A 15,600-nucleotide genomic window follows, 5' to 3' on the forward strand; every position below is an offset into this window, starting at 1 on the left:
AAGAGGCGTTTATGTCAGACTCCTCTGATTTAGCACAGCGCGTGCTAGCCATCGTGGCCGTCATCCCGCCCGGCAATGTGTCCTCCTACGGGGAGGTGGCAAAACTCGCCGAGTGCGGGGCCCGCAATGTCGGCACCGTCATGAATAGGCACGGTGGTAACGCCGCCTGGTGGCGCGTGGTCCGCGCCAATGGTGCCTCCCACGATCCCGTTCGCGCGGAAGAATACTGGGACCGCGAGGGCATCGAGCATTCTAACGGGCGCGTCGCCATGCATAAGCACGGCTTGGATGCGCGGGACCTAAACGAATTATTGGGCGATGATGCTATGCGCGATGAATGATTTCTCCACCACGCATAGTTGCATTAATCGGAATAGTAGATAGTTCTTCAGTCGGGGTTTCAAGCGGGTTTTGTTGCAAGAAGGTGATATCTGCAAGGAATCCTTCTTCAATTTTGCCCTTGTGTCCACTCCAACCGGTAGCACGAGCGGAACCAATCGTATAGGCATCGATAGCTTGCCGTACGCTTATGCGCTCAGCAGGGGAATATGCATTATTAGAAGAGGTCAATCTTTCTACAAAAGATTGAATTACCTTTAATGGGGCCCCTTCAGCTACAGGTCGGTCAGAACTTCCAGGTAATACGGCGCCGGCATCAAGTAACCTCTTAGCTGGGTAAGAATCCTTAACTCGGTCCGGCCCCAAGAGCTCTGCCATGCTATCGCCGAAAGCCTTAATGAAATGTGGCTGAGGGGCTAATGCGATATCGAGTTCTGCTATGCGTTGTACCTGCGCATCAGTGGTGACCCCACCATGCTCGATGCGGTGAGGAATGGTAGGGCGCCCATAAGCGGCGGTTGCCTTGTCGATGGTGTCGATAGCGAGGTCTACGGCAGCATCACCGAGTGCGTGCATGGCTAAAGACCAACCAGAGGCGGCAGCCCGCAGTGCGCTGGCTTGCATGGCTTCTGGGTCGTGCTGGAAATAACCGGAATTTCCCGCACACTGACAATAGTCATGAGTCATAGCCGCCGTCGTCCCGAGGATGGACCCATCTGTGAAAATTTTCGTAGGTCCAATTTGTAGGCGGTTGTCTCCCAATCCCGTGCGCATTCCGGTATCGAGGGTCAGAGCTTTTGGATCATCGGCGTGATGGGGAAGGTCGTGCAAGGCGTCTAGTGTGATCATCGTCTGTACACGGTGTCGTAGAAGATTATTGTCTCGAGCATTTTGATAAGCCTGCAGTTCAAGCGGGGAATGCCCAATCCATCCACCGGCAATTCCTGCATCGGTGACAGAGGTAAGGCCTTCTGCGGCATAGACCTTGGATGCCGCCGCTAATGCCTTTTCCAAGTGAGGAAGGGACTTCGGCTCGAGGAGCTCATTAATCGGGCGCATAGCATTTTCATCTAGTACTCCAGTAGCCTTTCCGCTTTCATCCACATTGATGGTTCCCCCTTCGATCTTTTGTTCAGGGTGGCTACCAATGCCGGCGCGTTCTAAGGCCTCAGAGTTCACTGTTATTGCGTGCCCCGAATTGTGTTTTATAAGGAGGGGCCGCGCCTTGGTAATGGAATCAAGGGTATTGATATCGAGGGGGCCGTCATCCAATAGATGTGGGTTAAAGCCGGAGGCGATGATCCACTCACCCGTAGCCTCATCGAGTGATCGCTTTAGGGTGTCATACACGGTGGAACATTTACGCGCATCAGCAAGGCTAATCTCTAAGAGGGTTTCGCCGAACCATACCGAGTGCGCATGGACATCGTTGAAGCCAGGTAGGGCGTAGCTTCCTTCGGCATCGAATTCTGTGTGAGCTGAGGAAGCGAAAGGGGCCTCTCCCGCTGGGGCAATATTGGCGAGTTGTTCCCCGAAAACGGCGATATCGTATAGCCTGTTCGTCTCCGTTAAGGGCAGATGAACATTGCGGATAATAGTGCTGAACTGCATCGTAACTCCCTATAGTTGCTTGAGTCACACCCTAACAGGTGGGAAATCTTCAGGGGGAGGGATTGCCGGTAAAGCTCGTTGAATTGTGCATTTATCCAATATGAAGATGATTATATTGTAAAAAATTAGGTTTGTTATAAGTTTATTTGCGCTGGGTCACAGTCTGTATAAAGTGTTGGCCAAGCAAATGAACGGAGAAAAAGTTGTCCGAACCACACAAAACGGCCCTTTCTGGGGCGCACCAGAACGAGGAAAATATAAGTGAGGAAGTCGTAAGCCAAGATATGGGACGGATTGCCTTATCGGCATTCGTCGGTACTGCCTTGGAATGGTATGACTTCTTCTTATTCGGTACAGCTTCGGCTCTGATTTTTAATCACCTATTTTTTGCATCAGGGGACCCGGCAACCGCGGCGTTGGCATCCTTTGCCACTTTTGGTGTGGGATTTTTAGCTCGTCCGCTAGGCGGCGTGCTGTTTGGTCAAATGGGCGACAGATGGGGACGCCGCCCCGCATTGATTCTTTCCATTGTGGTTATTGGTACTGCAACTGGGCTGGTAGGTGTCCTCCCAGATTACTTTGCCATAGGCATCGCCGCGCCTATCCTGCTGACATTGTTACGGCTTCTGCAAGGTATTGCAGTTGGTGGTGAATGGGGTGGCGCAACCACACTCGCTATTGAACACGCACCGGAAGAAAAGCGCGCTCGATATGCATCGCTCGTACAGGTCGGTTCGCCTGCAGGTACATTGCTATCCTCCGGTGCTTTTGCCTTGGTCTTTATGCTGGACGATGGCCAAGTAGATTCGTGGGGCTGGCGAATTCCATTCCTTGCAGCTTTCCCTTTGCTCGGGGTAGCGCTATGGATTCGTATGCAGGTTGAAGAATCTCCTGTATTTCGGGCCTTGGAAAATGAAGCAGAAAGCGCACCAAAAGGTTCGCTCAAGGAGCTGTTTACTGAATGTGCTCCTCAGCTTTTGTGGTCGACACTCGCAGCGCTTTTGGGCATTGGTGGATTCTTCGTGATGAATACATACGTGCTGAGTTATGGTTCTTCGGCGCTTGGACTAGAGCGGCAGTCATTGGTCAATGCGACTGTCTTGGCTGCTGTATTCCAGATACTCATCTTGTTCTTTTTGGGCCGCCTTGCAGAGAGGATTGGCAGCAGTCGAGTGATTGTCTTCGGCGGCATTTTAACCGCTATTGCGGCATGGCCATTGTGGATAATGATCGACACTGGGAATATGGCAATGGTAACGGTGGGCATCGTTCTTGGAATTTGCTTTGCCACTATTCCTTATTCCGTTATTGGTGTGTTGTTGGGGCAGATGTTCCCAGCCAATCTTCGCTATTCCGGAATGGCCATTAGCTACAACGTATCAGGCGCGATCTCGGGGCTTTTGCCACTCATTGCTACATGGTTGAACTCCTTTTATGAAGAACAATCCATAGTTCCAGCCATTATCTTCCTCATCGTTATTTCTCTTGCGACTGCCCTCGGTGGGTTCATGGGAGGCCGTCACCAACGAAGCGATGATGTGCAGGTTCGGGAGGGTTAGTTGCTGACCATTAGGAGTAGGAGCTCAGCGCTAACAATCGGATCTGCGAGGTCGACTCCGCAGAGTGCTTGAATTTTTCCGATTCGGGCGCGCACGGTATGTCGGTGGACCGCGAGGTGTTCCGAGGCGGAAGCGATTTGAGAGCCAGCGAGCAAGAATGCTTGAAGAGTGGGAAGTAATTGTGTGTCGTGCTCGGTATCGTAATCAGCTAAGACATCTATGGTGGTGCGGCGGCGTTTTTCTAGCGCCTCGCGGACGTACGGGTTATGTAGCCAATCTGGTGCGGGTGATGAGTAGATGCTGCTCGTCCCGCGGTCAAGCCTATGTGCATGTTTATTCATCTGCGCTATTAGCTCGGAATTGAGTTCGCGCCAGGGTATTCGCGGAAGGATTGAAACACGCACTGTTGGAAGATTGGGTGCGGAAAGTACTTTTTCCTGCGATACATCGTCTGCGGGGGCGGTGACGATTAGAGCAGCCGAGTTATCTACGGGCAGATGGAAGTAATTGGTTCCGCCTTGTGCGGTCGTATGTTTTAGTGAAGCTAGGACTCGCCGTAACTGTGCTGGGGTGTCAGCGCACACTAAGTAAGCGGTGACGTTATCGGACGTGGAGAGTGTTGAAAATGCAGCCTCTAGGAGCATTGGCACTGAGGATTCCAATTGCACAGCTAGGGCTAGCTGTCCCAAAAGGTCCTGTGCAGTGGACCACGGGGACTGCAGCAGTAAGCCAGCTAGCCCGACTACATGTCGGATTAGCGCGCGGTCAAAAGAGCCTATTTTTTCGGTGGCGCAGACTGTGAGCCCGTAACGATGCTGGGAATTGCTCTGAAAGTAGGTAGTTACCGTGGATAGGTTCCCTGAATTTTTAGAGTTCACAGAATGTGCCGTTGACGGTGAGTCCGAGACAGAGAAACTGGAATCATTCGTTGTTTTCAACGCATCGAGTCCTTGATACGTAGCACTTGCAATCTCAATGCCCTGGGCATCGGTGAGGGTGACTGCGGCGTGTAGCTCTTTTCCGGCATGAGTTATGAGCGAATTAATGCCTTGGGTCGCAGCACGATTTAATCGCTCTTGTTGGCGCTCAAATACGCGTCGTTGTTCTTGGTCTTGGCGGGTGAACTCCGCATTTACAGCGTTGATGATGGATATGAACGGAATGGCACGGGGGACCTCAAATAGCGTAAGGCCATGGTCTATGCATGCGCGTTCTAGCTCGGGAGGCACCTTAGAAAAAACCAAGCCGGTTCCGAATCCGATGCCGTGTACACCGGCCGAGGCCAGCGTGCGTGCGTAGAGAGAGAAGTCCGCCGGGGAATGTTCAAAGGCGAGGCCCAAGGTAAGGACGACTGCTCCTTCCTTGGTGAATTCGGTGGGATTTTTAAGTTCACTGGCTTGGACCGTGGTGAAAGACTGGTGTGGAGAATGAAGCGGGCGCAGTTGTAGTTTGCTTTGATGAAAAAGCCAGGTAAAAGTACTGGTGCTCATAAAAGTCTCGCTTGCTGTCGGAGTAGCTATACGGCCTGTATATCACAGTGGGAAATTTTCACCATAGTGTACGTAGAGGAGAATCTATGTAGACGGTCACAATGTATTTAGGCAGGTTGAAAATCACTGTGTGGAAAGGACACGATATGCGAGAGCTTGAATACCGTTTGGAGCAAACCCGCAAAGTAGTAGGCCAGCTCCCTGGGCCGAAGAGTGCTGAATGGGATGCCCGCCGTAAGGCGGCGCTGCCGGCTGGGCTCAATCCGGGCCTGCCAGGCTATGTGGTGGATGCCGATGGCGGGATCCTTGTAGATGCAGATGGAAACCGGTTCATTGACTTCGCTTCCGGCATTGCCGTGACCTCTGCAGGCGCCTCTAACCCGGCGGTGGTACAGGCGGTACAAGAAGCGGTAGCACACTTCACTCATACGTCTTTTCCTATCTCGCCGTATTCCTCATACGTCGAGGTTGCGGAAAAGCTCAACACAGTGACGCCCGGTGACCACGAAAAGCGCACCATTTTATTTAATTCTGGAGCGGAGGCTGTAGAAAACGCGGTCAAGATTGCCCGCAACTACAGTGGCAAAACCAGTGTGGCCGTGATGGACCGCGCGTTCCACGGTCGCACCAATCTCACTATGGCGATGACCGCCAAGCAAAGCCCTTATAAGTCAGGATTTGGGCCATTTGCGCCGGATGTCTTCCGCGCACCGATGTCTTATCCGGTTCGCGATGGCCTTAGCGGAGAAGAAGCCGCAAAGCGCACTATTACCACTTTGGAACAAGAGATCGGTGCCTCTAATTTGGCTTGTGTGGTCATCGAGCCGATCCAGGGTGAAGGCGGCTTCGTTGTTCCTGCGGAAGGTTATCTTCCCGCCATTGTTCAGTGGTGTAAGGATAATGACGTCATCTTTATCGCGGATGAAATCCAGGCTGGCATGATGCGCACTGGTACCTGGTTTGCTAGTGAACATGAGGGCATTGTCCCCGATATGATCACTACCGCGAAGGGCATTGCCTCTGGCATGCCGCTTTCTGCTGTAACTGGGCGTGCCGAAATTATGGATGCTCCACAGCCAGGCGGCCTTGGCGGCACCTATACCGGTAACCCGGTGGCCTGTGCAGCTGCTTTGGCCACATTTAAAGAATTCGAAGAAAAAGACTTCGGTGCCCGTGCTAGCCGCTTGGAAGACATTGCGCGAGAGGAACTGGCGGAGCTTATCAAGGATGAGCGTGTTGCCGACTTCCGCGGTCGTGGCGCGATGCTGGCACTGGAGTTTGTCACAGCGGACGGTGAGCCAGACTCTGAGTTGGTGCATAAGATTGCCGCCGCTGCGAAGGAGGAAGGAATTCTGATATTGACCTGTGGTCTTGACCACAACGTCATTCGCTTCCTGCCTTCGCTGGCTATTCCAGAGCACTTGTGGCGCGAGGGCTTGCGGGCGGTCGTGGACAAATTCCACGAATTTAAGTAAAGCCGGTTTGGCCTTTGTGCCACCCAGCCTAGTCGCCGGTTTCCCCTTCCCAAGGCTGGATACCGGCGCGCTCCCAAGCGTTGAGGAAGGCTGTTGTCTCTTCTTCGGTGGTGATGGAAACGCGCACGCCCTCATCGAGGTAACGGCGGATAATAATGCCTTCCTCCGAAATCTTTCGTTCTACTTCTTTAGCATCACCTCGTGGTAACCAGACGAAATTGGCACGTGATTCGGGAACACCGAGGGCCTGTGCCACGCGGGTGCGCTGACGTTTGGTTTCATCCACGCGTGCATCCAGCTCATCTTGAGCATGAAGTGCGGCGATAGCGCCCAGCTCGCCAATGTAGCTGACAGTGAGTGGCAAGGCGAGGAGATTGAGGGCATCGACAAGCTCGGGTGATGCCATGCCATAGCCCACGCGGGCGCCTGCAAGACCAAAGGCTTTGGAGAAAGTCCGAGCACCAATGAGATTTGGGTAGTTCTGAATCTCCTTGGCCGCATTTGGGCTATCCGGATCATCGTTGTATTCCCAGTAGGCTTCATCTAGGAGGACCACAATGTCCTTCGGTACCCGAGCCATGAAGTTTTCGAATTCTTCCTGGCTAATGGTGGTGCCGGTGGGGTTATTAGGGTTGCACAGGATGATAAGGCGCGTTCTATCGGTGATTGCATCGATCACTGCATCGAGGCCCAGCCGGTCATCATGTGTAAGCGGAGTCATTATAGGTTCGGCGCCAGCCATGCGCACATACAGCGGATAGGCTTCAAAAGAGCGCCATGGAAAGATGACTTCGTCGCCGGTATGGCAGGTAGCCATCACCGCCTGCTGCACAATGGCAGATGCTCCTGGGGCTACCGCGATGTTTTCTTCTGGTAGGCCCAGATAAGTCGATAATTCCGCTCGCAGCTCTGGTGAGCCATTGATTTGGTACCGATTCGCCACAGAAGCCGCCTGCGTCATAGCCCCCAGAACGGATGGAAGGGGTGGATTTGGAATTTCATTTGCAGAAAGCTTGAGCTTATTTGGCTCAGTTTTACCGGGCTTGTAGTCGGGGAATTTGTGCAAATCATCGCGTAGCATCGTAGTGCTTCTCCTTAATATTGAATGTCAGCAGTGGAGAGATCGACGTTGAAATATAATGACAATCTTTTGAATTGACAAGGACGGAGAGGGAAGGGAGCCTTTAAATCAGGTTCCAGACCGTTACGGCCATAATGACAAGGCCCATTCCAAAGACGAAGTAATTCCAGATATCATCCTTGAACTGGGAATAGTCATCAAACTTCTTAAACATGTAGACAGGCAGTAGGTAGACCAAGAAGGCAACGAAGATGCCACCGACCACGGAGATCATGTCCACGATGGAAGGGTTATAGACGGACACCAAGGTGGTAGCCGTAAAGACAATGATGTAAATGATGTTGAGCAAGGTGCGGCGGGACACCTTATTTGCTAACCGCGGTACAGCGATGCGCAGCAAATATTCTGTGCCTTCCTCAGAGCCCAGCATGTGTCCAAAGTAGGAAGAAATGATTGCGCACATGGTGATAACTGGTGCCATGTAGGCCATGAATTGTGAGCCCGTAATGTTTGCAAAGTAGGACAGCACGGGGATGTTTTGCTCAGTCGCTTCCTTCATACCGTCTGCGCCCAGGGCTAGTACACATGACCAGACGAAGAACATGGTGAATACGACCAGCAGAGCAGCGGTGTAGACCTCCGTGCGGGAGACATGTTTTTCCGTCTTATCGCCGTAAGTGGGCTGCATATCTACGGAGAATTGTGAAAGCGCTGCCATGTGGGAAAAGGAAAAGACCAGCACCGGCAGAATAAGTAGAATCCCTTTCAGGATGCTCAATCCACCGTCTTCATACTCAAAGTGGATAAAGCTTTGGATATCCCACTTTGGAATCAAATAGAACGAGGTGGCAGCCAGGGTGATGATGAGCGGGTAGACCAGTATTTGCGCTAGCCACAGCATGGGCTTGCGGCCAATGGCAAAAAGGCCAGTCATGATGCCAACGCAGACGATAGATAGTACCCACCGGTTAATGCTGGGGCCGCCGAGTTGATTGACGATAAAGCTGTCGACCACGTTGGTGATGCTGATGCCATAAATAAGCACCGTTGGGACGATGGCCAGCCAATACAAAATGGCGATGAAAAGTCCACCATTGCGACCTAAGTAATGGCGTACAAGCTCTAGGACATCTTTGCCGTGCTGTTCTCTTGGGGCACCGCTGACGATCCGAGCATAAGTCCGGTGAGAAAAGTAAACCAGAGGGAAGATGAAAACTGTGGCAAATACCAGCGGCCAAAAGCCAAACGAACCGGCGTTAAGCGGCAAGAAAAGAATGCCGGCACCAACGGCGGTGCCAAACAAGGTGATTACCCAGGAAAGAGTGGAACCAGTCGTTTCGGCCTTTTGCGTTTGCTGCGAATTATCATCCGGCGAGGAAGGATTATCAGTGTTTTCTGTGTTCGCCGGATCGTGAATTGGGGTACTCATAATGATCCTCAGTTATTAATTGGGGCGGATGGAATGAAAAGCCAGTCTTTTGACTGCCACGGTCCGCGTTTTAAGCGTTAAGTGCGCCTTGGCATAGCTCAGTCAGGGTGGCTGTCATCATGCGCACGCCGTCTTCCATGTCTTCATCTTTCGTAAACTCTGCCTCATTATGAGAGATGCCGTCTACGCTGGGGATAAAGAGCATGACGGTGGGGCAAGTATCTTTCATATTGGTCGAGTCGTGCCCCGCTACGGTTTGGACTTGTTCGTGCTTGAGGCCAAGCTCAGTGGCAACCGCATCGGCCAGGTGGACGCCTTCTGGTTGGTAGGGCGATAGCTTCCACTCATGCGTGGGGGTGAGTTCAATTTTTACCTTGGCTTCTAATTCGGCTTTGCTAACGATGTCGCGTACTGCCGCGTAGCCCTCATTGAGCGTGTCCCAGTCTGGGGAACGCAGGTCCAAGTTCATCTGCACTTCGCGGGCGATGGTGACTGGGGAATTGGGTAGGACTTTCATGGTCGAAACGGAGGCCTGCAGCGGGTGTCCTTCGCGGGCTTCGGCATAGCGGCGTAGTTCCGAAATCACAATGGAAGCACCAAAGAGTGCGTCTTGACGATCCGCCAGAAGGGTAGATCCAGTGTGCCCCTGTTCGCCGCGAACAGTGACTTGGAATTTTTTGGCGCCCCACGTCTCAGCCACGAGCCCGATGGTGGCACCGGAGTTATCCATGCCGCGTCCCTGCTCGACATGGATTTCCGCATACGATGCGGCCTTGGGTGGGGTAAAGCTGCCGATGAACCTGTGGCGTTCCAGTTCAGAGCGGGCAGTGGTCCCATCCAGCGCAGTTGATTCATAGGCGCTGGTGAGATCCATCTTTCCGGTATAAACCGAGCTACCCATCATGGAAGGTGTAAAGCGCGAGCCTTCTTCGTTGAACCAATTGACCACCGCGAGATTATGGGTGGGGGTGAGCTCGCCAGCCTCCACTCGGCGCTTGACTTCAAGCGCTGCGTGGGCGGAGGCCAGGACTCCGTAAGAGCCGTCGAAGCGCCCTGCTAGAGGTTGGGAATCCATGTGGGACCCAGTGAGTATGAAGTCGGCACCGTCTATGAAATTGAGCAATCCGTATTGGTTGCCAATCTCATCGTATTCGACGCGGAAATCGTGGCTTTCTAGCCAAGTGTGGAACCAGCGGCGTACGGCAGCATCCTCGTCGGTGGCTGCCTGGCGGTCGATTCCGCCGCCTGAGGTGGCACCGAAAGAAGACATGGTATGAAAATCTTCGATAAATTCCGGTGTGTCTTGTGTCGATGTAGCAGACATAAAAGGCTCTCCTCAGCTCTTTGTAGTGTGCATCACAAAGAAATACATTAGCGAGCAATATTACGTTTTATTAGTGAATTTGAGAAAATGATGGATTATAGTGGCTTTTATTGTGCATTTGCACAAAATTAGGTTGGAGAGAGCTGAGGCTGGTAATGGGAGGTGCAATGCCCGCAGAAAGCCTGGATACAGAGTGGAATGACCTCGTCCGCAGCATCGAAGGGGATGTGGGCACATTCGTCGATGAGTTCATCACGGAGTTTTTAGCACGCAGCCCCTACGGTGATATCGCCGTTGATGAGTCGGATTTGCGGGAAACTTCACGGGCGGTATTTACCGCATTGATTACTAAACTATGGGATGCTCCCCAGGGCGAGTCGGCCCTTCCTGTTGGCGAGCAAGCAGCGCTTGATAGGCGCTTACAGGAATTTGGCCGCTTGCGGGCACTGCAAGGGATTTCCATTACTGCGGTGGTAGAGATCATGCGCCTAGACTTCATCGTTCTTTGGCGCGGGCTAGCTAAGCGTTCCACCCCACAGACTCAACGTGCTCTAATCGCGAATGCAGAGCGGGTACAAGCTGCCGTTGATGAGATTTCTTCCCAAGTCAGGGTGGCGTTTATGCAGCAACAAGCGGCGATGCGCAATGACGCGAGGGTCAGTGCGCACCGTCACTTGGAAAGACTGTTTAATGCCCCAGAGCTAAGTCAGAACCAATTAGAGTCTATTGCCCAGGCCTTAGGGGTGGACCAACATGAGGTTTATGATGTTCTCGTTGCTGGTCCCTCACACGCCGCCCAGTTGGAGCAGGCTTTGGCGCCGTATCTGGCGGCCGGTTCGGCGTGGGGTATTTATGTGCGCCAGGCTTTTTGCGCTTTTTACCCGGTTGCAACAGCACGAGGTAATGAGGCGGCACCAACGGCAAGTCCAGAGGTTGCAGACGCGTTAGCACCAGAGGAATCCTGTGGCTTAGATCGTGCCCGTGAGATGACTGCGAAGGCCGTTTCCAGCATTGTTCTGCCAGCCCAACGTGGGATTGGGGCGGTGCGCGCGTGTAGTGGCGGGCTTATTGATATGGCGGCGGCGGTAGAAGCTTCCGGCGTGATGGGTGATAAGGGACCAATAGCAGCCGAGGAAGCTTTGCCCATAGCCTTAAGTAGTTATGCGTATCATCTGCTTCCCGGCGGTACTGATGAGCCCGTAAACTGTATGGAGCGATTGCCGGACAAAGAACGCACCAAGTTGATTGATACAGTCACATCCTATTTTGCGGACGGTTCTATCAAAAGCACCGCCCGCGCGCTGGATTGTCATCGCAATACAGTCATTAACCGGCTCAAGCACTTTCAAGCAGTAACAGGGTTATCACCATTGGTGCCTGCCGATGCGTTCTACATAGGAATGGTGCTCTATCGGCTAAAGCACCCTGTTAAATAGCGCGGTTTTATCGCGCCGCAGGCAATGACAGATCCTGATCGGTATACACATTGACCACGGCCGGAATGCCATTATTAACTGCATTTAAAGCGCGTTCGATAGCCTCGGAAACATCTGCGTCCGCGTCTACTGATTCTCCATGGGCACCGTACCCCTTGGCGACGGCGGCAAAATCCGGATTAGCCAATTGCGTACCGGAGACACGGTCTGGGAAGTGATTTTTTTGGTGATCGCGGATGGTGCCGAATTCACCGTTGGTCATGATGACCGTCAAAAATGGTGCCCCGAATTGTACAGCCGTGGCAAGTTCCTGACCATTCATCAGGTATTCCCCGTCGCCGGCAATGGCAACCACGGGGCGTTCAGGGAATTGCAATTTCGCCGATACCGCACCTGGTACGGAATAACCCATCGACCCGTTGCGCGCTGCTAGTTGAGAAGGGTAGTGCTGGGTGGGCAGAAATTGTTGTGCCCAAATGCAGTGGTTGCCTGCACCAAAGGTAAAAATGGCCTCTTCCGGGAGTTGGTCTTGCAACGCCTTAATGACTGCTTCCATATGCGCGGTGCCTGCAGAGGTTGCTCGCCAGTCCGACTCACTTGGAATGGTGGAGAACTCCTGGTGAGCGCGACGAGCGTTTTTAAACCACTCGGATTGCGCTGAAGATATCTCTCCGGTGTTGATGTTGTCGAGGGCTTCCGCCAAGGCAACGGGGGAAGCCAAGATATGGCGGCTGATGGCTCCGGAATGTCCACGTAGGCCGGTATCGATGTTGACCACGATATTTTCCGCATGGGGATCTTGGCGCAAGGTATATCCGTCGGAGGGGACATCGGTAAGCAAAGCTCCTACCTCCAGTAGCACATCGGCTTCGGAAAGGAGCTCTGCCGTATGTTCATTGCGGCCATAGCCCAACCAACCGGCATTGGCTGGCGAAGAAAAGGAGATGCGGTCGCTGGCGCGAAAATCGTGCACCACGGGAATCTGGTTGATTTCCGCGAACTTTTCGATCGCTCGCGCGGATTCTGGGGTCCAGCGGCCGCCGCCGGCAAAAATTAACGGCTTTTTGGCAGTAGCCAGCTTTTCCGAAACATAAGCGGCATCCGCTGCAGAAACGGCTCCCTCCGTCACTGGGATGGGTGCTTCAATTTCGCCTTCAAAGTCCTGGTAGAGCACATCTTCTGGTAATCCCACGATCACGGGGCCGGGACGGCCTTGCTTGGCCTGGAAGAAGGCTTCTGCCACGACGCGGGAGGCGCGCGTTGGATCATCGAGGACGAAAACCTGCTTGGCCTGAGTGCCAAACCACGCCTTAGGGTCGAATTCCTGGAAGGACTCACGGTCGCGGTCAGAGAAGGGGATGAGACCGACGAAGATAACCATTGGAGTGCCATCCTGCCAGCCGGTGTGGACTCCTACGAAGGCATTGGACGCGCCGGGGCCGCGGGTGACCATGGCAACACCGGGCTCGCCCGTAGCCTTGCCGTAAGCCTCTGCCATATAGGAAGCGCCGCCTTCTTGGCGGGACACGATCGCTTCTACAGGTGAGTTATACAGCCCGTCCAGGACAGGCAGGAAGCTTTCCCCAGGGACGAGGAATGCCCGAGAGGTGCCGTGGGCAGCCAGGGATTCGGCGATAGCGGTACCAACATGGCGACGAGTCATAGCAGTCACTCCTTAAAACTGTGCGCTGAATTACTGCATTCATTATCCAAGTCTGATGCTATGCCTGTCTAATGTCTAAACCGCTGCTATTTCATTACCACTACGCATAATCAATGCCTAAAATGGGTATGTGGATATACAACGCGTCAAATATTTCCTTACCCTAGCGGATTCGCCCACAGTCACCGCAGCGGCTTCTAAGCTCGGCATTACCCAACCGGCATTGAGCCGGCAATTGCGTCGCTTCGAAAAAGAGGTCGGCCTCGAGCTGTTGGAGAGGGGCACGGGCGCAACTGGTTCTCCTGCTACTTCATTGCGGTTGAACGATACGGCTCGATCACTTCTTCCCGCGTGTCGTCGCCTTTATGCTGAAAACCGAAGTACCGAACGTGCCACAGAAGTCCTGCGGCAAGGTGTCGTAGAACGGCTAATTATTGCTGCAACACAAACTACGGTTTCCACCATCGTGGCGCCTCTGATTGCTACTGCTCAAGAAGGCATTCCAGTGGTCACCACACAGCCGATAGAACACTATGCAGCATTCAATGCTTTGGAAGGCAATGCCGATGCCGTGGTGTCTCCATTGCCCCCACGAGATGACCTCTGCTTTCATGCGTTGGGGCAAGCCCCCATTCGCGCCTGGGTGCCGCCAAGCTGTGCGTTGGCCGGGCGGGACAACGTGGATATTGCGCAGCTATCCCAACACAGATTGGCGCTTCCTAGCCACCGCAGCGTGTCCCGCACTCTGTTTGATGCCTTCCTTGGTACCGCAAGCGCCCCGCTCGGAGAGATGATTGAATGCGATGACACCGCCACCTTATTGGCGTTAGCTAAAGCGGAGAAGGCCCTTGCGATTTGTACTGCAATTGCCGAGGCTAACTTGGTACCGCTAAAAATTACTGCGGGCGACGAAAGCCTTCAGGGGGTACCGCTGTATTTGGTGTGGAATCCGGGCCATTTTGCTAGCGCGCAATTAGAGGAATTGGGTGATGCTCTGCAGGACTATATTGCGGCGGCTACGACGGCTTAGAGCGATAAGCTGGGGAAAGAGAAGTTAGCGTGAGGGGACTAGCGCGTCCTCTGCGGTGCTGTGGCTATAGCTGTCATCGTTCTTGGCGTATTTATCGCCGCGCAGAATGAGCCAGATGTTTAGCGGATACAGGACGAGACCACGACAAGGACATGAGCATCCCCACGGGCGCGTCGCCATGCATAAGCACGGCATGGATGCGCGGGACCTAGAAGTATTGCTGCAATAGATAGTACAATAGGGAAACTTTTTGCATTTATAGCCTGCGGCGATGTACATCCAGGGCTACGCTAAATGCGTTATGAAAAAGCTGGCAATAAGTTCTCTCGTTACCGCACTTTCCTTCGTGACCATTCCCGCTGCCCAGGCGGTCAGCCTCGATCCCCACTCCGTGCCTGAGCGCACGCAGATCACCGTCAGGCACGATTCCGGCGCCACCGTCTCTACCGCCAATAGTCACGAGTCCCGCCCGGCGCTATCCTTGAGCAAGATCTACCTGGGGTATTGGGTGCTCAAGTACGGTTCTGTTGCCGATAAAGCCCAGGTAGAACATATGATCCGCTATAGCGACGATAACGTGGCCAGCGACTTGGACCGCCGCTACCCGCAGGCCATTCCCAGCATCATCCAAGAATTCGGGCTGAGCGAGACCCACTACACCGGCTACTGGGGAACACCCCAGACCTCGACCGAAGATGTCGCGCGGTTTACGGCGGAGATTCAGCACGACCCCATCGCGGCGCCCATTTTCGCGGGAATGGCCACTGCTGCTCCCGTGGCTGCGGACGGGTACCGCCAGGATTTCGGCACAGACCACATTCCCGGAGTATGGGGCACCAAATTCGGTTGGTCCGATGACCGCACCATCCACGCCTCCCTATCTACTGGGCATGGATTTACCGTAGCCGCCAATACGTATGGCGATGCGCAGACCCATACCGCGGATGTCACGCGCAGCATCGGCAATGCGCCGGTCGGCGGGTCCAGTGAGGCCATCGGCGCGCGCATTGAACACGACCTCGACCTGCCAGAACCTGCGCAGCAGGCGCTTCGCGATGCCACCCGCACCGCCGCCGACCTTGAGCGCCAAGCGTGCGCGAACGCTAATCAAGCCCTGGCGCAGGTCAGCCAGGTGCGGGTCTGCCAATAAGCGCCGAACAGCT

12 protein-coding genes are annotated in these 15,600 nt (G+C 53.8%); 6 read left to right on the forward strand and 6 right to left on the reverse strand.

Annotated elements, in window-relative coordinates; genetic code table 11:
• The first annotated feature begins 11 nt into the window (after positions 1–11).
• The gene (locus ACP8IT_RS00485) at positions 12–341 is read left to right on the forward strand and encodes an MGMT family protein (RefSeq protein ID WP_490290174.1); all 330 of its coding nucleotides are present in this window, start codon (positions 12–14) and stop codon (positions 339–341) included.
• Here the strand turns inward: ACP8IT_RS00485 and ACP8IT_RS00490 are convergent.
• The gene (locus ACP8IT_RS00490) at positions 325–1,950 is read right to left on the reverse strand and encodes an amidohydrolase (RefSeq protein WP_490290175.1); all 1,626 of its coding nucleotides are present in this window, start codon (positions 1,948–1,950) and stop codon (positions 325–327) included. The two genes, ACP8IT_RS00485 and ACP8IT_RS00490, sit on opposite strands and share 17 nt — an antisense overlap.
• 203 nt (positions 1,951–2,153) lie before the next feature.
• Between ACP8IT_RS00490 and ACP8IT_RS00495 the strand changes: the two genes are divergently transcribed.
• Entirely contained in the window at positions 2,154–3,509 is a 1,356-nt protein-coding gene (locus tag ACP8IT_RS00495) for an MFS transporter (protein ID WP_490290176.1), read from the forward strand.
• Here ACP8IT_RS00495 and ACP8IT_RS00500 read toward each other — a convergent pair.
• On the reverse strand, positions 3,506–4,999 hold the full coding sequence (locus ACP8IT_RS00500) for a PucR family transcriptional regulator ligand-binding domain-containing protein (protein ID WP_490290177.1): 1,494 nt from the start codon (positions 4,997–4,999) through the stop codon (positions 3,506–3,508). The two genes, ACP8IT_RS00495 and ACP8IT_RS00500, sit on opposite strands and share 4 nt — an antisense overlap.
• Before the next feature lie 146 nt (positions 5,000–5,145).
• On the opposite strand from ACP8IT_RS00500, the gene gabT reads away from it, so the two are divergent.
• Positions 5,146–6,474 (forward strand): 4-aminobutyrate--2-oxoglutarate transaminase, encoded by a 1,329-nt coding sequence (gene gabT, locus ACP8IT_RS00505; RefSeq protein WP_490290178.1) that lies wholly within the window; start codon positions 5,146–5,148, stop codon positions 6,472–6,474.
• 28 nt (positions 6,475–6,502) lie between these two features.
• Here gabT and ACP8IT_RS00510 read toward each other — a convergent pair whose 3' ends face one another.
• The 3 genes from ACP8IT_RS00510 to ACP8IT_RS00520 form a co-directional block, all read right to left on the reverse strand.
• A complete protein-coding gene (locus ACP8IT_RS00510) occupies positions 6,503–7,555 on the reverse strand; it encodes a histidinol-phosphate transaminase (RefSeq protein ID WP_005276271.1) in 1,053 nt (350 codons plus the stop codon).
• Positions 7,556–7,658: 103 nt separating this feature from the next.
• Positions 7,659–8,984, reverse strand: a complete 1,326-nt coding sequence (locus ACP8IT_RS00515; RefSeq protein ID WP_490290179.1) for an SLC5/6 family protein — start codon at positions 8,982–8,984, stop codon at positions 7,659–7,661.
• Between the two features lie 70 nt (positions 8,985–9,054).
• Positions 9,055–10,308: a M20 family metallo-hydrolase gene (locus ACP8IT_RS00520; RefSeq protein ID WP_490290180.1), complete on the reverse strand. Its 1,254-nt coding sequence runs from the start codon at positions 10,306–10,308 to the stop codon at positions 9,055–9,057.
• A gap of 167 nt (positions 10,309–10,475) precedes the next feature.
• Here ACP8IT_RS00520 and ACP8IT_RS00525 point away from each other — a divergent pair, with 167 nt between their 5' ends.
• On the forward strand, positions 10,476–11,744 hold the full coding sequence (locus ACP8IT_RS00525) for an RsbRD N-terminal domain-containing protein (protein WP_490290181.1): 1,269 nt from the start codon (positions 10,476–10,478) through the stop codon (positions 11,742–11,744).
• 7 nt (positions 11,745–11,751) lie between these two features.
• Here ACP8IT_RS00525 and ACP8IT_RS00530 read toward each other — a convergent pair whose 3' ends face one another.
• Complete coding sequence (locus ACP8IT_RS00530; protein ID WP_490290182.1) at positions 11,752–13,407, reverse strand: thiamine pyrophosphate-dependent enzyme; 1,656 nt, start codon at positions 13,405–13,407, stop codon at positions 11,752–11,754.
• 130 nt (positions 13,408–13,537) lie between these two features.
• Between ACP8IT_RS00530 and ACP8IT_RS00535 the strand changes: the two genes are divergently transcribed.
• Positions 13,538–14,437, forward strand: a complete 900-nt coding sequence (locus tag ACP8IT_RS00535; protein WP_490290183.1) for a LysR family transcriptional regulator — start codon at positions 13,538–13,540, stop codon at positions 14,435–14,437.
• A gap of 346 nt (positions 14,438–14,783) precedes the next feature.
• Positions 14,784–15,587, forward strand: a complete 804-nt coding sequence (locus ACP8IT_RS00540) for a hypothetical protein (protein WP_490293053.1) — start codon at positions 14,784–14,786, stop codon at positions 15,585–15,587.
• Positions 15,588–15,600: the final 13 nt, after the last annotated feature.

This window comes from Corynebacterium sp. LaCa_23, assembly GCF_058182375.1.

Bases quoted from the DNA above. Each gene is read 5' to 3' on its own strand.
- ACP8IT_RS00485 (WP_490290174.1), top strand. From the start codon at position 12: ATGTCAGACTCCTCTGATTTAGCACAGCGCGTGCTAGCCATCGTGGCC.
- ACP8IT_RS00490 (WP_490290175.1), bottom strand. From the start codon at position 1,950: ATGCAGTTCAGCACTATTATCCGCAATGTTCATCTGCCCTTAACGGAG.
- ACP8IT_RS00500 (WP_490290177.1), bottom strand. From the start codon at position 4,999: ATGAGCACCAGTACTTTTACCTGGCTTTTTCATCAAAGCAAACTACAA.
- gabT (WP_490290178.1), top strand. From the start codon at position 5,146: ATGCGAGAGCTTGAATACCGTTTGGAGCAAACCCGCAAAGTAGTAGGC.
- ACP8IT_RS00510 (WP_005276271.1), bottom strand. From the start codon at position 7,555: ATGCTACGCGATGATTTGCACAAATTCCCCGACTACAAGCCCGGTAAA.
- ACP8IT_RS00515 (WP_490290179.1), bottom strand. From the start codon at position 8,984: ATGAGTACCCCAATTCACGATCCGGCGAACACAGAAAACACTGATAAT.
- ACP8IT_RS00520 (WP_490290180.1), bottom strand. From the start codon at position 10,308: ATGTCTGCTACATCGACACAAGACACACCGGAATTTATCGAAGATTTT.
- ACP8IT_RS00525 (WP_490290181.1), top strand. From the start codon at position 10,476: ATGCCCGCAGAAAGCCTGGATACAGAGTGGAATGACCTCGTCCGCAGC.
- ACP8IT_RS00530 (WP_490290182.1), bottom strand. From the start codon at position 13,407: ATGACTCGTCGCCATGTTGGTACCGCTATCGCCGAATCCCTGGCTGCC.